General features: G+C 52.4%; 16 protein-coding genes. 12 read left to right on the top strand and 4 right to left on the bottom strand.

The window, feature by feature from the left end; genetic code table 11:
• Positions 1 to 13: 13 nt before the first annotated feature.
• On the bottom strand, positions 14 to 484 hold the full coding sequence (locus tag BRW62_RS00930) for an RNA recognition motif domain-containing protein (protein WP_198406080.1): 471 nt from the start codon (positions 482 to 484) through the stop codon (positions 14 to 16).
• A gap of 454 nt (positions 485 to 938) precedes the next feature.
• Here BRW62_RS00930 and BRW62_RS00925 point away from each other — a divergent pair, with 454 nt between their 5' ends.
• From BRW62_RS00925 to hemL, 4 genes are all read left to right on the top strand, one after another.
• Positions 939 to 1,940, top strand: a complete 1,002-nt coding sequence (locus tag BRW62_RS00925) for a cytochrome c oxidase subunit II (RefSeq protein ID WP_099797684.1) — start codon at positions 939 to 941, stop codon at positions 1,938 to 1,940.
• 41 nt (positions 1,941 to 1,981) lie between these two features.
• Positions 1,982 to 3,640 carry a cytochrome c oxidase subunit I gene (gene ctaD / locus BRW62_RS00920; RefSeq protein ID WP_099797683.1) on the top strand — a complete coding sequence of 553 codons (1,659 nt, stop codon included), beginning with the start codon at positions 1,982 to 1,984 and terminating at the stop codon, positions 3,638 to 3,640.
• 45 nt (positions 3,641 to 3,685) lie between these two features.
• Positions 3,686 to 4,291 carry a cytochrome c oxidase subunit 3 gene (locus BRW62_RS00915; protein ID WP_099797682.1) on the top strand — a complete coding sequence of 202 codons (606 nt, stop codon included), beginning with the start codon at positions 3,686 to 3,688 and terminating at the stop codon, positions 4,289 to 4,291.
• A gap of 135 nt (positions 4,292 to 4,426) precedes the next feature.
• On the top strand, positions 4,427 to 5,725 hold the full coding sequence (gene hemL / locus BRW62_RS00910) for a glutamate-1-semialdehyde 2,1-aminomutase (protein ID WP_099797681.1): 1,299 nt from the start codon (positions 4,427 to 4,429) through the stop codon (positions 5,723 to 5,725).
• On the opposite strand, the gene BRW62_RS00905 is transcribed toward hemL, so the two are convergent.
• Positions 5,716 to 7,866, bottom strand: a complete 2,151-nt coding sequence (locus BRW62_RS00905) for a sensor histidine kinase (RefSeq protein ID WP_099797680.1) — start codon at positions 7,864 to 7,866, stop codon at positions 5,716 to 5,718. The two genes, hemL and BRW62_RS00905, sit on opposite strands and share 10 nt — an antisense overlap.
• Positions 7,867 to 7,978: 112 nt before the next feature.
• Between BRW62_RS00905 and BRW62_RS00900 the strand changes: the two genes are divergently transcribed.
• The 4 genes from BRW62_RS00900 to BRW62_RS00885 all read left to right on the top strand — a co-directional run bounded on the left by BRW62_RS00900 (position 7,979) and on the right by BRW62_RS00885 (position 11,705).
• Positions 7,979 to 8,830: a circadian clock protein KaiA gene (locus BRW62_RS00900; protein WP_099797679.1), complete on the top strand. Its 852-nt coding sequence runs from the start codon at positions 7,979 to 7,981 to the stop codon at positions 8,828 to 8,830.
• A 5-nt stretch (positions 8,831 to 8,835) separates the two neighbouring features.
• Positions 8,836 to 9,153, top strand: a complete 318-nt coding sequence (kaiB, locus tag BRW62_RS00895) for a circadian clock protein KaiB (protein ID WP_099797678.1) — start codon at positions 8,836 to 8,838, stop codon at positions 9,151 to 9,153.
• Between the two features lie 61 nt (positions 9,154 to 9,214).
• Positions 9,215 to 10,774, top strand: coding sequence for a circadian clock protein KaiC (gene kaiC / locus BRW62_RS00890; protein WP_099797677.1), 1,560 nt, complete (start codon positions 9,215 to 9,217; stop codon positions 10,772 to 10,774).
• A 10-nt stretch (positions 10,775 to 10,784) separates the two neighbouring features.
• Positions 10,785 to 11,705 carry an NAD(+) kinase gene (locus BRW62_RS00885; RefSeq protein ID WP_099797676.1) on the top strand — a complete coding sequence of 307 codons (921 nt, stop codon included), beginning with the start codon at positions 10,785 to 10,787 and terminating at the stop codon, positions 11,703 to 11,705.
• A 191-nt stretch (positions 11,706 to 11,896) separates the two neighbouring features.
• Here BRW62_RS00885 and tnpA read toward each other — a convergent pair whose 3' ends face one another.
• Positions 11,897 to 12,292, bottom strand: a complete 396-nt coding sequence (gene tnpA, locus BRW62_RS00880; protein ID WP_099797675.1) for an IS200/IS605 family transposase — start codon at positions 12,290 to 12,292, stop codon at positions 11,897 to 11,899.
• Positions 12,293 to 12,349: 57 nt separating this feature from the next.
• On the opposite strand from tnpA, the gene BRW62_RS00875 reads away from it, so the two are divergent.
• Positions 12,350 to 13,639, top strand: a complete 1,290-nt coding sequence (locus BRW62_RS00875; protein WP_099797674.1) for an RNA-guided endonuclease InsQ/TnpB family protein — start codon at positions 12,350 to 12,352, stop codon at positions 13,637 to 13,639.
• 160 nt (positions 13,640 to 13,799) lie between these two features.
• On the opposite strand, the gene BRW62_RS00870 is transcribed toward BRW62_RS00875, so the two are convergent.
• Positions 13,800 to 15,734, bottom strand: a complete 1,935-nt coding sequence (locus tag BRW62_RS00870; protein WP_099797673.1) for a transglycosylase domain-containing protein — start codon at positions 15,732 to 15,734, stop codon at positions 13,800 to 13,802.
• 159 nt (positions 15,735 to 15,893) lie between these two features.
• On the opposite strand from BRW62_RS00870, the gene tyrS reads away from it, so the two are divergent.
• The 3 genes from tyrS to BRW62_RS00855 are packed head-to-tail and all read left to right on the top strand — an operon-like array spanning position 15,894 to position 20,235.
• Complete coding sequence (gene tyrS / locus BRW62_RS00865) at positions 15,894 to 17,117, top strand: tyrosine--tRNA ligase (RefSeq protein WP_099797672.1); 1,224 nt, start codon at positions 15,894 to 15,896, stop codon at positions 17,115 to 17,117.
• A gap of 45 nt (positions 17,118 to 17,162) precedes the next feature.
• Entirely contained in the window at positions 17,163 to 17,471 is a 309-nt protein-coding gene (locus BRW62_RS00860) for a hypothetical protein (RefSeq protein WP_099797671.1), read from the top strand.
• Between the two features lie 58 nt (positions 17,472 to 17,529).
• Entirely contained in the window at positions 17,530 to 20,235 is a 2,706-nt protein-coding gene (locus tag BRW62_RS00855) for a M16 family metallopeptidase (RefSeq protein ID WP_227517469.1), read from the top strand.
• The last annotated feature ends 3 nt before the right edge of the window (positions 20,236 to 20,238 follow it).

The raw sequence follows: 20,238 nt of genomic DNA, 5'->3' as shown, positions 1-20,238 counted from the left end.
ATAGGGCAAGGCGCTAGGGATTTGTGCTCTGCGCCAGCAGTCGCTCTTTTAACTGCGCCAACGCATCAGCCCAGCGAGGATCCGGTTGAGCCGCTTCTGTATCTATAGAGCTAGACCCAATTGTCGCTGGCGTTTGCGGGCGACGATTTCCCCCCTTGCTAGCTTTACGAGGATTGCTGCGACTGCTAACGCTAGGTTTTTCCACGACTTGCTCGTCCTTTGTCTCAGCTTTGGGCTTGTCGTTGGCTTTCTCAATTTTGAGAGGGTTGTCTTTGAAGGTATAGCCATTGAGTTTTTCGATCACTTGATCCGCCAACTCCTCTGACTCCACGGTTAGAAAACCAAACCCTCGGCACTTGCCAGTTTTGCGATCGGTAATTAGCTTAGTAGTGCCAACTTCCCCCACTTCTCTATTAAAGAGAGCTTCTAGCTCCTCACGGTTGAGTTCACGCGGCAAGTTGCCCACATACAGGCGGATAGACATAAAAAAACCTCCCTTAAGCAGATTAAAAAGAGCAACAATAAACACCGGCCAATCACGCACGACAAACCGCATCACGGTAAAAAGGGCGCAGATGAGTTCTACGCACTAACCCCGCTAACATTGACATAGTAAAATGCTCGCTTGTTTGGTTCACAGCTACTGTTGCTAAATGGAACCGCCGTGGATCGAATACAGCTAAAACTGCCAACTCACTAATAGTAACCTACTAGGGTTGGGGCACTGAATGCTCTATTCGCCCTCATCTAGGGTATCACGCTTTATGCAAGGAACGCTAGAATTCCAGCAATTTTTTTGCGTTGAGGCCGCGCTGACTAACGACTAAAATGACGACGCAAAAGCAGCTTAACGAATCTTTAGATTATTTTAACCCCCATTGCTGAGGAATCTGCCTAGGATCGGGATGGGATTGTCTCTGATGGCCTAGGCAAGCACTATGGAACAAATACCAGCTTCAATTTGGACGCTGACCGCTGGGGTTGTCATCACCCTTATCAGTTTTTGGGTGGGGCATAACCACAACCTTTTGCCAGAGCAAGCCTCGGAACAAGCTCCCCTAGTCGATGACTTCTTCGACATCATGCTCACCATTGGCACTGCCCTATTTCTGGTCGTGCAAGGCGCCATTATTTTATTTGTGATTCGCTACCGCCGCCGCGCTGGGGATGATGGTGATGGGGTTCCCGTGGAGGGTAATCTACCTCTTGAAGCCTTCTGGACAGCTATTCCGGCATTGATTGTCATCTTCCTTGGCATCTATAGCGTGGATATTTTCCAACGCATGGGGGGGCTGAACCCCGGAGATCATGCCATGCACACCATGGGAGATCACAATCCTGCTGTGGCCGTTGTTGCCGCAGCCCCCCAAACGACCGCTACCGATGCCCCACCCCTCCTAGCCACCAAGACTAATAGCGTTCCGGAAGTTGGCATTGGTGCCAGTCCGGATGTTCAAGGTAAAATGCCTGATCTGGTTGTGGATGTGGCGGGGATGCAGTACGCTTGGATTTTCACCTATCCTAGCCAAGGTATTGTCAGCGGAGAGTTACACATTCCCGTCGGCAAGGATGTGCAGCTGAACCTATCTGCCCGGGATGTCATTCATTCCTTTTGGGTGCCCCAGTTCCGGCTCAAGCAGGATGCCATTCCGGGGGTTCCCACCGAGCTGCGTTTTAAGGCCACGAAGCCGGGCACGTACCCTGTCGTTTGTGCGGAACTTTGCGGTGGCTACCATGGTGCCATGCGCACCCAAGTCATTGTCCATACCCCAGAGGAGTTTGAGACATGGCTGAGCCAAAACCAAACGATGGCAGCCATTCCCTCCCCCTCATTAGTGGCCAGTCATACAGCAGCGCTAGGGGTCACGCCCCAACTCCTCGCCCAGGTTGCAGCGGCGGCACAATCGCCCCAACCAGTGCCTTCCAGCGACCACATTTGATTTATTTGATTTGACTAGACTGTTGCATTCTTGAGAGAGCTATGGCGCAAGCACAACTCCCGCTAGATACTCCCCTGTCCTTACCGGAACATCCCAAGGCATGGAAGTGGTACGACTACTTCACGTTCAATGTAGATCACAAAGTTATTGGCATTCAGTACCTTGTCACTGCGTTTATTTTCTACCTCATCGGGGGCTTAATGGCGGTGGCCATGCGCACAGAACTAGCGACGGCCAATTCTGACTTCATCGACCCCAATCTCTACAACGCCTTCTTGACAAACCACGGCACAATCATGATCTTTCTCTGGATTGTGCCAGCGGCCATTGGTGGCTTTGGCAACTACCTTGTGCCACTAATGGTAGGGGCACGGGATATGGCGTTTCCCCGACTCAATGCCTTGGCCTTTTGGCTAAATCCACCCGCGGGGGCGCTGCTGCTCGCAAGCTTCCTGTTTGGGGGTGCCCAAGCGGGTTGGACATCGTATCCGCCCTTGAGTACGATTACGGCCACTACGGCGCAGAGCATGTGGATTTTGGCCATTGTTTTGGTGGGTACTTCGTCAATCATGGGGTCGGTGAACTTTATCGTCACCATCTGGAAGATGAAGGTGCCCAGTATGCGCTGGGATCAACTGCCGTTATTTTGCTGGGCAATCTTAGCAACCTCGTTGTTAGCCTTAGTTTCAACACCGGTACTGGCGGCTGGTCTGATTTTACTGCTGTTTGACATTAATTTTGGCACCTCCTTCTTCAAACCAGATGCTGGCGGCAATGTGGTGATTTACCAGCATCTATTTTGGTTCTATTCCCACCCCGCAGTGTATCTAATGATCTTGCCCATTTTTGGGATTATGTCGGAGGTGATTCCTGTCCACGCCCGCAAGCCGATTTTTGGCTATTGGGCGATCGCCTACTCCAGCTTAGCTATCTGCTGTGTAGGTCTGTTTGTTTGGGTTCACCACATGTTTACCAGTGGTACCCCACCGTGGATGCGGATGTTCTTTACCATTTCCACCCTCATTGTGGCGGTACCCACAGGGGTGAAAATTTTTAGCTGGGTAGCAACACTGTGGGGCGGCAAAATTCGCCTCAATAGTGCCATGCTCTTTGCCATTGGCCTGCTGTCAATGTTTGTGTTGGGAGGCTTAAGTGGGGTAACCCTAGGAACGGCTCCCGTGGATATTCATGTCCACGATACCTACTATGTGGTGGCTCACTTCCACTATGTTCTGTTTGGTGGGTCGGTCTTTGGCCTGTACGCCGGAATTTATCACTGGTTTCCGAAAATGACGGGGCGATTATTGAATGAACCCCTTGGTATTGCCCATTTTGTGCTCACCTTAGTTGGCACCAACCTCACCTTTTTGCCGATGCATGAGTTGGGGCTGAAGGGAATGCCGCGGCGGGTGGCGATGTACGACCCTCAGTTTGAACCCATCAACGTTATTTGCACCATTGGTGCGTTTGTTTTAGCCTTTTCGGTTATCCCGTTCCTAATCAACGTCATTTGGAGTTGGAATAAGGGGAAAGTTGCAGGGGATAACCCTTGGGGCGGCCTCAGCCTTGAGTGGACCACCAGTTCACCACCGTTAATTGAGAACTGGGAGGTGTTACCGGTGGTAACCAAGGGGCCCTACGATTTTGGCGGCATTGTGCATCGTCCAGTCATGGATGAGGATGACGATGAGGACGAGTAAGTCGAGTTCCACCATCGGATGGTTTAGACCCTAGGAGCGATCGCCATGCAAGGTACTGTTGAGTCCCAAGAGACACGGGGTGTTATTGACCATCACCACGAGCATCCCGATTTTCGGGTATTGGGCTTGTTGGTATTTCTAATTTCTGAGTCTTTGATGTTTGGCGGCTTGTTTGCTGCCTACTTACTGCTGCGGGGCTTAAATGAGCAGTGGCCGCCAGAAGGCACAGAGGTAGAACTACTGGTGCCAACAATTAACACCATCATCCTCATCTCTAGTAGTTTTGTCATCCACTACGGCGACGTTGCCATTAAAAAGGATGATGTTCAGGGGATGCGCAAGTGGTACTGGATCACAGCCGCTATGGGACTGGTCTTTTTAGCTGGCCAAGTCTATGAGTACCTCAACCTTGGCTATGGCCTCCGCACCAACATATTTTCTAATTGCTTCTACGTCATGACTGGGTTTCACGGTCTCCATGTCCTGATTGGCGTATTGCTCATTTTAGGGGTACTGTGGCGATCGCGCCGCCCCGGCCATTACAGTGCCCATCAACACACTGGGGTGGCCATGGCAGAAATCTACTGGCACTTCGTAGATGTTATTTGGATTATTCTGTTTACCCTGCTGTATATTTTGACCCGCTTCTGAGGTCTTTGCCCCGCCCAAGAGCACCCAAAATAGAGCAGCAAATTGTAAACAAATGCAACAGGATTCCGCCTAGAGTGGGGGACAGGTGATTGCTTATAATAATTCGAGCAACCCAATGCGTGAAGGGAGTTAACGTTGACCACCACTGCTTTGCAAACCACTAAATCACAAGAGATTTTTGCCGCTGCCCAGAAATTAATGCCCGGCGGTGTCAGCTCTCCGGTTCGCGCCTTCAAATCGGTTGGCGGTCAGCCCATTGTCTTTGACCACGTTAAAGGTGCCCACATTTGGGATGTGGATGGCAACCAGTACATCGATTACGTTGGCACATGGGGACCTGCCATTGTGGGTCATGCTCACCCTGAGGTGATTAATGCACTTCATGCCGCCCTTGAAAAAGGCACCAGTTTTGGTGCCCCCTGCATTTTAGAAAATATTTTGGCCGAAATGGTCATCTCGGCAGTTCCCAGCGTTGAAATGGTACGCTTTGTCAATTCTGGAACCGAAGCCTGTATGGCCGTACTGCGCTTGATGCGTGCCTATACTCAGCGCGAAAAAGTGATTAAGTTTGAAGGCTGCTACCACGGTCATGCGGACATGTTCCTTGTCAAGGCAGGATCTGGAGTTGCCACCCTTGGTCTTCCTGACTCTCCGGGCGTGCCGAAAGCGGTAACCGCCGCAACGCTGACTGCCCCCTACAATGACTTAGAGGCCGTCAGCCGTCTCTTCCAAGAGTATCCTGAGGATATTGCCGGTGTGATTTTAGAACCCGTTGTAGGCAATGCGGGGTTTATCCCTCCGGATGCGGGCTTTTTAGAAGGGCTGCGGGAACTCACAACGCAGTACGGTGCCCTGTTAGTGTTTGATGAAGTGATGACCGGGTTCCGGATTGCCTACGGTGGTGCCCAAGAGAAATTCGGCATCATCCCAGATCTCACTACCCTTGGTAAAGTCATTGGCGGGGGGCTACCCGTGGGTGCCTATGGGGGCCGTGCCGACATTATGAAAATGGTTGCCCCAGCGGGGCCGGTTTATCAAGCGGGAACCCTCTCAGGCAACCCCTTAGCCATGACCGCCGGTATCAAAACCCTTGAACTGCTGAGTCGTCCAGGTACCTATGCGCAGTTGGATCACCTCACGGGTAAATTGATCAGCGGGCTACTGGAGGCGGCTCAAGAATTTGGCCACGCCGTTTGTGGCGGCCACATTAGCGGTATGTTTGGTCTGTTTTTCACGGCGGGGCCGGTTACAAACTACGAGCAAGCCAAAACAGCAGACCTCAAGAAATTTGCCGCCTTTCACCGCGGTATGTTGGAACAGGGCATTTATCTTGCGCCATCCCAGTTTGAGGCAGGCTTTACCTCCCTTGCCCACACAGAAGCTGATATTGAGCGCACTATTGCTGCAGCGCGGACAGTGCTCAGTCAACTGTAAGGTTTTACCGTTGCCGCGAGGCTAACGACCGCCACAAGGTCAGCGAGGTCTAAACACGGAAAGACCAATGTATTGCCAAGGCTATGTAAGGCACGGCTGATCTCCTCATCTAGGGTGATAATCGGCAAGCGCATGAGCTTGGGGTGATCGCCTAGGCGGGGGACTTGGATAAGGGGTAAGTCCCAGATCAGAACGTCGGGTTGCCAAATGTCGGCGACTAGGTCTGCCTGTTCCAGATCATCGGCTTCGAGGAGCCGTACATAGGGGAGGGGTAATTCTCGCGATAGCCCCAGCCCTAGTACTGTTTGAGTTCTTGCTGGCTCGTGACTTGGGGGATTTGCCGCCACTGGATTTAGCCGTGGATAGCACCACCGCTCCAAAACCTCCATTAGTAGAGCCGTTGAACTCTGAGTTGGTAGTTGCTGCACCACCCCCGGAAGAGCAAAGGGAGGCGACTCATCAGCAATGATCATCATGGGAATCGTTTCGCTATGGTCGGCGCTCGTGAGCACTTCGGTCACCTCTGCTAAGACCAAACCGGTGGCGGCGCGGATAACAATAGCGCTGGGATGCAGTTGCTCTCGTTTATCGAGGGCTTCTAGAGGCTGGCGAGCCACAACATAGCCATAATCTTGCTGCTTAAGAGCCTTGACAACGGTCATCAGCCACTCGGCATCGTTACTCACAAGCAGGATGATATGTCGGGCGCTGGGTACAGGAATACTGAGATCACTGGCCAAGGGCAGCAGCACACTCCATTCGCTGTACTGATCAGGTTGAGCAATAAAGGAGAGTTCGCCATTATGTAGGCGAGTCAGTTGATGGGCGAGCATTAGCCCCATGGTGACTTCTGCGTAGTCTTCAAGGCATTGGTGCAATAGGCGTTCATGGTAAGTGAGGGGAATGCCACCGCCTTCTTCCCACAATTGCACAACGAGCCACTCTTGCCATTGGCATAGACGTACCCCACGGCGATCGCCCCGGCTGAGTGCCACCCAACCAATGAGATGGGCAAAGATATAGCGCAGCCGTAGTGCATCCCCATACAGGTAAATGTCAGCCAAGGAGATGTCTATCTGCCACTGTAAGGAGAGGTCGGGGAACTGTGCTTCATAAAGATGTCCTGCTAACTCATGGGCGCGAAACCATAGGTTCGCCAGCTCCACCGCCTCCCATTGCAATTCCATCTCCCGCCAAAGAGCGCGGGTATAGTCCTGCCATGCCTGAATGAGCCGATTCATTTGCCAGCCACTGCGCTGAATCAGAGCAACGTAATCCTGTTGCTGGGGCTGAGACGTTTGCCAGAGTAACTGGGTTAAACTCAGCACGGCGGTGAGGGGGTTTTTAAGTTCATGGCCAAGGCTGAGTAAAAAGCGTTTCTGCTGCAAAAGACGCAGTTCATTAATACGGTTTGGCGGTGTAGTCGTGAGGTGGCTGGCAGCTTGGGCAAAAAAGAGCCAGTACGGCTCTACAGCAGATGCAACGGTTGCGATGGCGGGAGCTGTCTCACCGTTGAGGGTGGCAACCTCTGGCTGGCTCAAGTAAAGGGGGACAGAGCACAGTTGCCAAGGCGATCGCTCCCCCACCTGTTGGCAACTCATCCCTGTCAATTGTTGCTGAGCCGCAGGAGTAGTTCCCAAGTGCGTGAGCCACGCCGTATTTTGCCAAAGAACTGAGCCATTTGAGGCTTGAATTTGCAAGGGCAGGGGTAATTGTGCCAGTACCTCAACCCAAGGTAAGTGTGGTTGTCCCGCCCAGTAGTGGAGGAGTCGTTGCTGATCAAGGAGGCTAACAAACCGCTGCTGCTCATCCACGAGGGCAATATAGGCAGGTATCTGGGCTTGCTGAGAGACCCAATGCTGAAACTGCCGCAGTGACCAAGTTGCAGGCAATGTGGTTAACGGCGATCGCCAAGATCCACTCACCCGACCGACCGGTAGAGTCGCTACTGTGCCGTCGTAGCTTAAACTCAACGCTAAGCGCCAGCCGTGGACGACACCGATAGGCACTGAGGCGTTGTCAACAATGATCATGATTTCTGGTAATGTTTCTTGCCACAGACGGTGCACCTCTGCCAGCGGTAGCCCCATCGCTACAGTTACAGCGACCTCACCAAACGTCTGAAGATACAGGTGATCCATAGGTTATTCTGACCGCTGCAAGGAAATCTTGACTAGGCTTTAGGGCAGCCTGCTATCGTCAACGGGAAAATGATAGGATGCTACTAAGTGTACACTCAACTCTTAAATCGTCGTGGCGCAGTCAACCGCACTCACAATTTGTGGCTTAGTTTACTCGCCCACCATCGCTCAAGAGTTAGTCCGCTTCCATAACTCTGGAATTGATGAGCTGGTTTATTTTGCCAACGATGCGGAGTTCTGTACGTATTTAGAGCAGCACCGCCACAGTGTTGCCTGTTTAATTCTAGAATGGGCAGAGACCACAGCGCAAATTATTAAGTATCTGCACCACAGCGCAACCTTATTGCCAGCAGTTATTGTCTTCCCAGAGCAGGGTGCATCGTTACCCGTTGGCCCGCACTATCATGTTGCAGAAATTCTCTTGTCGGCAGTAGAACTGCATCGACTCAATCAGGTGATCGAGGAGGCCATTACTGCCTTTGTCAAGCTCTGTCCGGGTTGTGCGGTGCCCCCCCACGTCATGTTTCGTATGCCTGCTTTGCAAGACAGCAGCGGCCAAGATCCACAGCACCGCCTGTCGCAGAAGCTCAAGGAGCGGCTGGGATACTTGGGCGTGTATTACAAGCGAGACACGCAGTTCTTTTTTCGGCGGATGTCCAGCACCGAGAAACGCAGGCTCCTAGATGAACTGCGTGCGATTTATCGTACGATTATTCTGGAGTACTTTAGCGCTGAAGCCAAGACGAATGAACATATCGACGAGTTTGTTAGTAAAGCATTCTTTGCTGATATTTCAGTCTCCCAAGTGATAGAACTCCACGTTGAACTCATGGACAGTTTTGCCAAGCAACTCAAGCTTGAAGGCCGTAGTGAGGATATTCTGCTGGATTATCGTCTAACGTTAATTGATGTCATTGCCCATCTATGTGAAATGTACCGTCGCTCAATTCCGCGTGAGGTATAACCCTGATGACACCACTGCGGAAAACCTATGTGCTAAAACTTTACGTTGCCGGTAATACCCCTAATTCGGTACGTGCACTGAAAACCTTGAATAATATTCTTGAAAAAGAATTTAAGGGAGTCTATGCCCTGAAAGTTATTGACGTGCTGAAAAACCCCCAGCTTGCGGAGGAAGATAAAATTCTGGCAACCCCCACCTTGGCAAAGGTGTTTCCGCCACCCGTGCGGCGCATTATTGGCGATCTCTCGGATCGAGAAAAAGTTCTCATTGGCCTTGATTTACTATACGAAGAGATCAGTGATCAAGCTGATGATCTCACCTGATCCCGATCGCCCTCTGTTCTGTTTGTTGGAATTTATTTAGCGAGTGCGTACCTAAACCTCTATGAGCACAGATACCCCTGAAAATCAGATCAGTTCAAAACCAGCGATCGCCACCGAAGTCAAGAAGATTCGCACAATGGTGGAGGGATTTGATGACATTAGCCATGGTGGCTTACCTCAAGGGCGCACAACCTTAGTCAGCGGTACCTCTGGCACAGGCAAAACGCTTTTTGCAGTGCAGTTTCTCTACAATGGCATTACGATCTTTAATGAGCCGGGTGTTTTCGTCACCTTTGAAGAGTCTCCTAACGACATCATCAAGAATGCCCTGAGCTTTGGCTGGGATCTACAGGGGTTAATTGATCAGGGCAAACTCTTCATTCTCGATGCTTCCCCCGATCCCGATGGCCAAGATGTTGCCGGCGATTTTGACCTATCGGCGCTGATTGAACGCATTCAGTATGCCATCCGTAAGTACAAAGCCACCCGGGTTTCAATTGACTCGGTGACCGCAGTCTTTCAACAGTACGATGCCGCCTCGGTTGTACGTCGAGAAATTTTTCGTTTAGCCTTTCGCTTAAAGCAGTTGGGCGTAACGACCATCATGACCACGGAGCGGATTGATGAGTATGGTCCGGTTGCCCGCTTTGGGGTCGAAGAATTTGTTTCTGATAATGTGGTGATTTTGCGCAATGTCCTAGAGGGAGAGCGACGGCGGCGAACCGCAGAAATCCTGAAGTTGCGGGGTACCACCCACATGAAGGGGGAATATCCCTTCACCATTAACAATGGCATTAATATCTTTCCCTTAGGAGCCATGCGCTTGACACAGCGATCCTCTAATGCCCGGGTGTCCTCTGGGGTCAAGACCCTCGATGAAATGTGTGGGGGCGGCTTCTTCAAAGATTCGATTATTCTGGCAACAGGAGCCACGGGTACAGGCAAAACCCTCTTGGTCAGTAAGTTTTTAGAGACAGGGTGCCAACAGGGCGAGCGTGCGCTCCTGTTTGCCTACGAAGAATCGCGGGCGCAGCTGTCGCGCAATGCCTCTTCGTGGGGGATTGACTTTGAGGAACTCGAGGAGCGAGGGTTACTGCGTATTGTCTGTGCCTATCCTGAATCCGCCGGCTTAGAGGATCACTTGCAAATTATCAAGTCGGAAATCGCTGACTTTAAGCCCTCGCGGGTGGCGATTGACTCCCTTTCGGCCTTAGATCGCGGTGTCAGTAATAATGCCTTCCGCCAGTTTGTGATTGGGGTCACAGGGTTTGCCAAGCAGGAAGAGATCACGGGGTTCTTTACAAACACCACTGACCAGTTCATGGGGTCTAACTCCATTACTGAGTCCCATATTTCTACGATTACGGATACGATTTTGCTATTGCAGTACGTAGAAATTCGCGGTGAAATGTCGCGAGCTATTAATGTCTTTAAGATGCGTGGTTCTTGGCATGACAAAGGGATTCGTGAGTATGTGATTACAGAGAAAGGCGCAGAAATTCGCGACTCCTTCCGCAATTTTGAAGGGATTATCAGCGGTACCCCCACCCGTATTTCTGTGGATGAAAAGACTGAGCTAGCGCGTATTGTCAAAGAGGTGAAAAATCTAGGCGAGGAGTAGGCCAAGCTGGATGCAGTTAAACCAAGTGATCGTAGTACACAAGGCGGGCGATCGCCAAAGTAAAGACTGGGCCGATCGGGTGGTGCGACAACTGCAACAGCGAGGGGCACGGGTGCTCGTGGGACCAAGCGGTCCGCGAGATAATCCCTATCCCGTTTTTATGGCCTCCGTCACAGACCCTATTGATCTGGCCATTGTCTTAGGCGGAGATGGCACCTCCCTAGCCGCAGCACGGCACTTGGCCGCTCCAGGAGTTCCGATTCTTGCGGTCAATGTTGGTGGGCATTTGGGATTCTTAACCGAACCTTTTGATCTGTTTGCGGAGTTGGAAACCGTTTGGGATCGCCTAGAGCGGGATGAGTACGCGATGCAGCAACGGATGATGCTGCAAGCGCAAGTGTTTGAAGGCCCAAAACCCAACGCCGAACCCGTGGGCGATCGCTACTATGCCCTCAATGAAATGTGCATCAAGCCCGCCTCAGCGGATCGCATGATTACCGCCATTCTGGAAATGGAAATTGATGGCGATGTGGTCGATCAGTACCAAGGAGATGGCCTTCTGGTGGCCACTCCCACCGGATCCACCTGCTACACCGTAGCGGCCAACGGTCCCATCGTGCACCCCGGCATGGAAGCCTTGGTGGTCACCCCCATTTGCCCCCTGAGTCTCTCTAGTCGTCCCATTGTCTTACCGTCGCGCTCTCTCGTGAGTATTTGGCCGCTGGAGGATCATAGCCTTAATACCAAACTATGGATGGATGGGGTCATGGCTACCTCCATTTGGCCGGGGCAGCGAGTGCAGGTGTCGATGGCTGATTGCCAAGCCCGCTTTATTCTGCTGCGCGATCATTATTCGTTTTATCAAACCCTGCGGGAAAAATTAGCGTGGGCAGGCGCACGGATTCCATACCACAATAATCATCGTAACTAGTCGTAACTAGAAGGTAGCGGATCTGCTCTCAGTGACATACTCCGGACACTCATGCTGACGTATAGCGTGCGGGCTTCTCAGTGACTGCTGCTAGTGCATCAGGCGTTATAGGAGTGATGTGGGCGGGCTAAAACCCCTCCGCTTTAGCGAGGGGATACAGCCAACTCAGGGGGCTTTAGCCCCTAGTAAGGTCAATTACTCTTGCCCTGAGCTTCAATGTAGCGCTGAATTGTTTCGCTGCTAACATTGCCAGCCGTTGAGACAAAGTAACTGGATGTCCACATGGACGGCAGTTTCATTAATGGATTAGGGAATTCCTGTCTGAGGAACCGTGCAGTTCGCCCCTTAATTCGATGAATGATTTGATAGGGTGCAATTGTTGGAGGGCAATTAACAAAGAGGTGGACATGATCCGGTTCAATTGCCAACGACACAACTTGACAATCAATCTCCTCTGCTGCTTCCCATATCAACTGCCTGCACCGATTTGCTATTTCTCCCCGTAAAACAGGTCTACGCCGCCGAGGAATCCAGACAAAGTGATAGTTCAGCAAATACGTTGCATTGCGGCTTTTCTGGTAGTCCATAGTTCACCTGTTTGTCTATCTGTGCTACGCTGCAGACAATTGTTGCATAAACTCACCATGTTTGGATGTCAGCAAGTTTTGCTCAACCCCAATAACGAACTTAAGGGGGTGATGGAATTTGTCTGCTCTGAGGCAAACAAGCTAACCAATCAGGGCATCTACTATGCTCGTCAACTGCACTTTAAGACCGGGCAGTGGATTGGCAAGCATAGCCTGAGTTACGAATACAAGACCAGTAAGCACTTCCAAGCTCTTTACTCCCAGGCTGCACAGCAAACCTTGATTTCGGTCTACGAGTCGTTTAAGTCCTACCGAGCATTGTTGAAACTGTGGCGAGGTGGAGAACTGGCAGAGAAACCCAGGATGCCAAATTACCGCAAGAAGGGAGGGTTGGCAGTAGTCAGCTATCCCAAACAAGCGCTGAAGTTGGTTGATGGGATGATCCGGGTTCCGCTGGGGCAGTTAGTGAAAGTGTGGTTTCAGATTGATTCGTTCACTGTCCCCATGCCCTCCAATCTCAAATTTGAGGACATCAAGGAACTGCGGATTCTGCCGCGCAATGGGTGTTTCTACACTGAGTTTGTCTATCGTCTGAACCCCGTTCAGATTGATGTAGACCCGATGCGGGTGCTGGGCATCGATTCGGGATTAAACAACTGGCTCACCTGCGTCAGCAATGTGGGAACCAGCTTCATTGTGGATGGACTGCACCTGAAATCGTTGAACCGCTGGTACAACAAGCAAATTGCCAAGCTGAAAGAAGGTAAGCCTCAAGGCTTTTGGTCAAAGCGACTGGCACAACTCACTGAGAAGCGCAATCGGCAGATACGTGATGCAGTGAACAAAGCGGCTAGGATTGTGATTGACCATTGCACCCGTAACCGGATTGGTCGGATTGTATTTGGCTGGAACCAGCGGCAAAAGGACGGTTCCAACCTGGGCAAGAAGACCAATCAGAAGTTTGTGCAGATCCCAACTGCGAGACTGAAAGAGCGGATTGCTCAGTTAGCGGAGCAGTACGGGATAGAGTTTGTTGAAACTGAGGAGTCGTATACCTCTCAAGCATCGTTTGTGGATGGTGACTTTTTGCCGACATTCGGTGAAAAACCTGATAGCTGGAAGTCATCGGGGAAGCGGACGAAGCGAGGCTTGTTCAGGACTGCTCAGAATTGGTACATCAACGCGGATTGTAATGGCGCTGCCAACATCCTGCGTAAAGTAGCGACGATGCTTGGATTGAGTCTGAGCGGAGTTGGTAGGGGGTCTTTGACTGCCCCCACCCGCATTAAGTTGTGGGTGACAGCTCAAGGGAAAAGCGAAACAACGCGGCTTCAGCCCGTTGCGTAGCATCCTTTGGGAATCCCCTCTCTTTCAAGGAGGAGAGAAGTCAAATCAATCGATTCAGCGATATCGATTTTGCAGACTCCAGACATGGGCGGTTAGGCAATAACATCTTCCTTTGTGTGCAGCAAATTTAAGGCACAAAAGGGGAGCCTCAGACGGCTCCCTAGTTGCTATCACGCCGTTGAGGCTTCGGTCGCTGAAACTTCGACATTGGCGTAAAGTCTTGGACAGGAACATCTTTGAGGGCTTGGGTCATAAAATCTCGCCAGATGGGTGCCATGAAGCCTCCACCGGTGGCACCCTGGCCCAAGGGTGCATAGTTATCATTTCCTGCCCAAACCGCTGCTGACAATTGGGGCACATAGCCCACAAACCAAATATCCCGCTCCGAGGAGGTGGTGCCGGTTTTACCCGCTGCGGGACGGCCAATACTGGCTCCGGTGCCGGTACCGCTAGTGATGACACTTTGCATCGTATTATTGATTGCTGCGGCTGCCCAAGGGTCTAGAACCAGCTTTGGTCGCGGTGTATGATCCAGTAACAAATGACCGCTGTTATCGGTGACCTGAATAATGGTTGTTGTGGGAGACTGCCAGCCATTGTTGGCAAAAGTAGCGTAGGCAGCCGCCATTTCTAGGGGGGTTAAGTCCACTGCACCCAAGGGCAAAGAGACCACCGGTAGCATGGGGCTGGTAATGCCAAGGGTACGGCAAATTTCAATCACGCGGTCAATCCCCACCTCCTGCCCCAAAACAATGGCCGGAATGTTACGGGAGGTGGCTAAGGCCATCCGCATTGACATCGGTCCCATAAAGGAGCGATCGTAGTTTTGGGGAACATACCGCCCCATGCCATCGCGATAGCTTACGGGTGAATCGTTAATCCCAGAGTCCGGAGTGTAGTTGCCACTGGCGTAAGCGGCATAGAACACAAAGGGCTTAAACGCGGATCCGGGCTGGCGCATCGCTTGGGTGGCACGGTTAAATTGACTGCGATTGTAGTCCATCCCCCCCACTAAGGCTTTGACATAGTGGGTGCGAGGATCAACAGCGGCCAAAGCGAGCTGATCAGCGCGGATGCCGCTTGCTTGCAGGGTAGCAAACCCCCGCTGCACTGCTGCCTCTGCCATTTTTTGCAGATCTGCATCCAAGCTACTTTGCACGCGCATCCCGCCGCGAATGACAGCTTCACGCCCAAATTGCTGCGTTAGCTCTTGGAGTACAGCATCGGTAATCCACGGACTGCGACTGCGCTGAAAGGAGGTGATTTCGCCGAGTGTCAGGGATTGTTGGGCAGCGGCAGCAGCCTCTTGAGGGGTGATCCACTCCAGTTCAACCATGCGATCTAACACAAGCTGTTGTCGCTGTTTGGCGGTCTCCAGATCTACAAAGGGGCTAAAGGCCTCAGGTGCCTGAATAATACCGGCCATCATGGCGGCTTCTGCAAGGGTGAGATCCGCCGCTGATTTTTTGAAGTAGCTTTGGGCTGCGGTCTGTACCCCATAGGTGTTGTGCCCCCAATAAACTTGGTTGAGGTACATTTCCAGAATCTGATCTTTGGTAAAAATTTGCTCTAGGCGCATGGCTAAAACGGCTTCGGCCACTTTGCGACTTAAGGAGCGATCTGGCGAGAGAAACAGGTTTTTCACCAGTTGCATAGTCAAGGTGGATCCGCCTTGGGCTGTGCGGCCAGAGGTTAGGTTGACCACCAAGGCACGGGAAATACCAATGGGGTTAATGCCGCGATGTTGGTAGAAATTGCTATCTTCAATCGCCATCACGGCTAACTTGAGGTTTGGGGAAATTTTGTCAAGGGGAACAACCTCACGATTCTCTTCATCGTGCAGGCTCACCAGTAAGGTGCCCTTAGCATCATAGATATGTGTGGTTTCACTGGGAATATAGCCCCGCAGCGATCGCACATCGGGGAGATTACGAAAGCTGACGGCCAAGCCAAGGAGGCTGCCTCCCAACGCTGCTGAACCGAGGGTCATCCCCACTAAAAATGTGCGATTGGCAATTCGCAGAACGCCACGCCAAAAGTTGTCATCCTGTGGGCGCGTTTGGGGGCGCTGCTTGCCAAGGGTAGTGGTTGACACGGCAGTAACGTCCTCACTCCTAACTGAGGGGCTGGCAGAGGGGATCGAAGAATACGGCAGTACTATGCCCAGCGATCGCCATTGATTGTTATCATAGCCATCCTAGGCCAGAAATGTTCCAGCCAATGTGATCTACCGTGATCGATGTGATCTATGAAGATGTGTGCAGCAGACTTTGAAGCAACCATTGCCCGATTACAACGGGGGGTTGTGGAAACGTTTCCCCATGTCCCCGATTCCAATAACCCCCAAGAAAATCTCTGGGTTGCCTTGGGCGATCGCCCCTTGCGCATCAAGCTAGGGATTGATCCCACCGGCAGCGACATTCACCTCGGCCACAGTATTGTCCTGCGTAAATTACGCCAGTTTCAGGATGCGGGGCATTGTGCTGTGCTCATTATTGGGGACTTTACGGCTCAAATTGGCGATCCCACCGGTAAATCGGAGGTGCGCCAGCAATTAACCCCTGCAGCGATCGCCCAGAATGTGCAAACCTATCTTGATCAGGTGCGACCCATTCTAGACTTTGAGACACCCGGACGGCTGGAAATCCGCTATAATTCAGAGTGGCTGGCTACCCTAGACCTGCGGCAGATTCTCGAACTATTGGGCACAATGACCGTTGGTCAAATGCTGGCCAAGGAAGGCTTTGCCGAACGCTATGCCAAGGAAAGCCCCATTTTTCTGCACGAATTTCTCTATCCGCTGATGCAGGGCTACGACTCCGTGGCGGTCGATGCCGATGTGGAGCTAGGAGGCACTGACCAGAAATTTAATATTGCCGTGGGGCGGGATCTGCAGCGTCACTTTCAGCGACCAACATTGCAGTTCGGCCTGTTGATGCCAATTTTAATTGGCACTGATGGCGTGCAGAAAATGTCAAAATCCTTAGGGAATTACGTAGCGCTCACAGAGTCCGCTGCCAGTATGTACTCCAAACTCGAGAAAGTCCCTGATGCCTTGGTCAATCAGTACATCGAACTGTTGACGGATCTACCCCTTGAGGCCTTGCCCACGAATCCGCGCGAGCGCCAAAAAGCCCTTGCTCTCGAGGTTGTCAGCCAGTACCATGGCCGCGAGCTAGCCCAGCAAACCCAAGCAGAACTGGCCGCCATTGTCACCCAAGGGCAAACCGCGCAGGCGAGTTCCATTCCTGAGTATTCCCTGAGTCAATTTAGCTTTCCTGTGAAACTCACCTACGTTCTGAGTCAGACGGGACTGTGCCCCAGCAGTAGTGAAGCACGACGGCAGATTCAAGGAGGCGGGGTGCGCCTCAACAGTGAAAAAATTAGTGATGTGGAGTTTACCCTGAACAGCCCAGAGACCTACGTTAACCAAGTGTTACAGGTGGGCAAGAAAAAGTTCCTGCGCTTTGTGGCCTAAGTCCTGTGTCAGGATAGAAGGGACACAGCAGTAGGCATGTATCCTATGGGTGAGCAGGAGTTTCAAACCAAGGTACTCAGTCAGCTACAGGGACTACGCACAGACGTAGAGAAGCTACAGACGAATGTCCACAAGCTGCAAACCGATGTCGAAAAGCTGCAACTTGATGTCAGCGGCCTCAGTAACTACGTTAAAGCCCAAGACTACAAGTTTGAAGTGGATCAGCGAGGGTCTAAAGCGATGGTGCGCATGGCAACGACAATCATTATTCCTGCGGCTGCAGTGGTGGTGCTTTCAAGTCTTTCACCGGCGATTACAGCGTTGGTGAGCGCGATCGCCCACCAAGGCAGCTAAGGCGTTCCAGAGATGGCTGTGCTCCGCGTTCTAGCCGGAAACCGGCAGTGGCTTAAGAGTGTCTCGCGAGTTTTTTTTGCTGGTGGTGAGTATTGGCTTGGCCGTCATCATGTCCCTTAATGCAGTACAAGGACTGGGTAGTGGTGTGACAAAAACAGTTCTCGACAATGGCCTAACGGTTCTGATTAAGGAGATTCCGACCGCACCGGTGGTTAGCCTTCAGGTGTGGTACCGCGTTGGCTCTCGCCATGAACCCCAAGGACAAAACGGCATTGCCCACCAGCTTGAACACCTGATGTTTAAGGGAACCGACACCCGTCCTGTGCAGTTTGGCCAGTTGTTTAATGCCTTGGGCAGTGTCTCAAATGCCTTTACCAGTTACGATATGACTGCCTACCATCACACGGTGCGCGCTGATCAGTTAGAGGCATTGCTGATCCTTGAAGCCGATCGCCTACGGAATACGGCCATTACCCCTACCGCCCTTGAGAGTGAAAAGCGGGTGGTGATTTCTGAGCTACAGGGTTACGAAAACAGTCCCGAATATCGCCTCAGTCGTGCGGTGATGGGTGCGCTCTATGCCAACCATCCCTACGGCTTGCCGGTTGGCGGCACCGCCACCGATGTTGAGCAATTTAGCCTTGGTGAGGTTAAGGCGTTTTACCGCCAGTACTATCGTCCTGATAATGCGGTGTTGGTCATTGCTGGCGATGTGCGACCCTCTGAGGCACTTGCCCTAGTGAAAAGAACCTTCGGTCAAGTTCCCACTCCCCCAGAGCCGCTGCCCGTCAATGCCAGAGCGGCGGGCGCTTCATTTACCTCACAGCGGGTTACGCTGCGCGAGCCGGGTAGTGCTCCTTTACTGCAGATGGTGGCACCGATTCCTGCCCTCACCCATGCCGATATTCCTGCCCTTGAAGTGTTGGATATGCTCTTGAGTGGGGGGCGCAGTTCCCTGCTCTATCAGTCTCTTATGGAGACGGGACAGGCCAGTTCCGCCTACTCCTATAGTGCGGCGCTGCAAGTGGGGGGGTGGTTTGAGATCGGGGCGATCGCTGCTCCCGATCAGTCTTTAGCAACCATCGAGACCACTATCACCAAGATTTTAGACCAATTGGCACAGCAGCCCCTCAGCGCCCCAGCCCTAGCCCGTGCCAAACAACAACTAAAGGCCAATTTTGTGCTGCGCAACCGCGATATCGATGCCCAAGCGGCACAATTGGCCAATGATGAAACTGTTGCGGGGGATTATCGGTTTAGCGATCGCCTGCTCGCTGCCATTGACCGGGTAACGGCGGCGGATGTGCAGCGGGTGGTGCAAACCTACCTAGGGGGCGATCGCTGGGTTGTGGGGGAATTTATCCCCAGTGAATTTGCCGACGTCGAGTTGTCTGGGCGGGGGGGTACCCAAACCACAGAGCATCATTTAGTCGGGGATCCAGTCGATCCTGCACTTGTTGCCACCTACCTGCCTAAAACAACACGTTCCCAAGGGGCGATCGCCCCCGCAACTGCCGTAGAAACCTTTACCCTCAAAAATGGCTTGCGAGTGCTGCTACTGGTCGATCGCAGTACCCCCACAGTGACTCTTGCTGGGCGCATCAATGCGGGTACTGCTTACGATGTGCTCACCCAACCCGGGGTGGCAAACTTGACAGCAGCAAATCTGCTGAACGGCACCCGCGATAAGGATGCCTTAGCCCTTGCCCAAACCCTAGAAGATCGCGGCATTAGCCTTGAATTTAGTGCCTTTCGCGATGGCGTGGATGTTGAAGGCTATGCCCTCGCCAGCGAAGTACCTACCCTCCTGCGCACCCTTGCGGACGTGTTGCAAAACGCCACCTTTCCTGAAGCAGATTTTAACCTCAGCCAACAACGCTATCTGACAGCGCTGAGTCTAGAAGCCGATGACCCGGTACGATTGGGTCGCCGCGTCTTCCAAGAAACTCTCTACCCCAGTGATCATCCGCTACATCACTTTGCCACGCCAGCCTCGGTGCAGGGAATTCAACGGCAGCAGTTAGTGGATTTTTACCGTGCCGCCTATGCCCCTGATCAGACGATTCTCACCCTTGTGGGGGATTTTGACCCCACAAGAGTGCGATCGCTCCTCAATGAACTCTTTGGCCAGTGGCAGCCTGAGATAGCCCCCCTAAACTTAACCGTTCCCCCCGTGAGTCCGCCGCCGCAAACCCTTTTTAAGAACGCCGTCATCCCCGGTAAAGCCCAGGCCATTACTTACATCGGGGCACCGGGGCTGGATCGCCGCGATCCGCAGTTTTATGCTGCCATGGTGATGAACCATATCCTAGGGGGCGATACCTTAGCCAGTCGCCTCGGTACCGAAATTCGCGATCGCCAAGGGTTAACCTACGGCATCTACAGCTTTTTTACCGCCAGTAGCCAAGCGGGGCCGTTCCTCATTCAACTGCAAACCGCACCGGAAGACACTGCCCAAGCCATTCAAGCCACCCTGAAACTGTTGCGTGATGCCCGCACCCATGGGTTTACTGCCGCCGAGCTTGCCACTGCCAAGCGTAGTTTAATGAATAGCTATGTGGTGGAGCTGGCAAATGTCGATGTTCTAGCGCGAACCGTACTGGGAAATGCCAGCGTCGATTTACCGCCAGAGGAATTGCAGCAGTTTGGCGATCGCCTAGCTGCTGTCACCCTTGAGGACGTGAACCACGTGCTACGGGAGATCATCGATCCCGATCGGCTCGTAATCGTCACTGCTGGCCCACCTGTTGCCTTTCAGCCATAACCG

Source organism: Thermostichus lividus PCC 6715 (assembly GCF_002754935.1).
GTDB lineage: Bacteria > Cyanobacteriota > Cyanobacteriia > Thermosynechococcales > Thermosynechococcaceae > Thermosynechococcus > Thermosynechococcus lividus.
Note: the sequence above shows the minus strand (reverse complement) of the source record. Positions and strands in the feature narration are given on the sequence as shown.

Bases quoted from the DNA above. Each gene is read 5' to 3' on its own strand.
- BRW62_RS00930 (WP_198406080.1), bottom strand. From the start codon at position 484: ATGTCTATCCGCCTGTATGTGGGCAACTTGCCGCGTGAACTCAACCGT.
- BRW62_RS00925 (WP_099797684.1), top strand. From the start codon at position 939: ATGGAACAAATACCAGCTTCAATTTGGACGCTGACCGCTGGGGTTGTC.
- ctaD (WP_099797683.1), top strand. From the start codon at position 1,982: ATGGCGCAAGCACAACTCCCGCTAGATACTCCCCTGTCCTTACCGGAA.
- BRW62_RS00915 (WP_099797682.1), top strand. From the start codon at position 3,686: ATGCAAGGTACTGTTGAGTCCCAAGAGACACGGGGTGTTATTGACCAT.
- BRW62_RS00905 (WP_099797680.1), bottom strand. From the start codon at position 7,866: ATGGATCACCTGTATCTTCAGACGTTTGGTGAGGTCGCTGTAACTGTA.
- kaiB (WP_099797678.1), top strand. From the start codon at position 8,836: ATGACACCACTGCGGAAAACCTATGTGCTAAAACTTTACGTTGCCGGT.
- kaiC (WP_099797677.1), top strand. From the start codon at position 9,215: ATGAGCACAGATACCCCTGAAAATCAGATCAGTTCAAAACCAGCGATC.
- BRW62_RS00885 (WP_099797676.1), top strand. From the start codon at position 10,785: ATGCAGTTAAACCAAGTGATCGTAGTACACAAGGCGGGCGATCGCCAA.
- tnpA (WP_099797675.1), bottom strand. From the start codon at position 12,292: ATGGACTACCAGAAAAGCCGCAATGCAACGTATTTGCTGAACTATCAC.
- BRW62_RS00875 (WP_099797674.1), top strand. From the start codon at position 12,350: ATGTTTGGATGTCAGCAAGTTTTGCTCAACCCCAATAACGAACTTAAG.
- tyrS (WP_099797672.1), top strand. From the start codon at position 15,894: ATGTGTGCAGCAGACTTTGAAGCAACCATTGCCCGATTACAACGGGGG.
- BRW62_RS00860 (WP_099797671.1), top strand. From the start codon at position 17,163: ATGGGTGAGCAGGAGTTTCAAACCAAGGTACTCAGTCAGCTACAGGGA.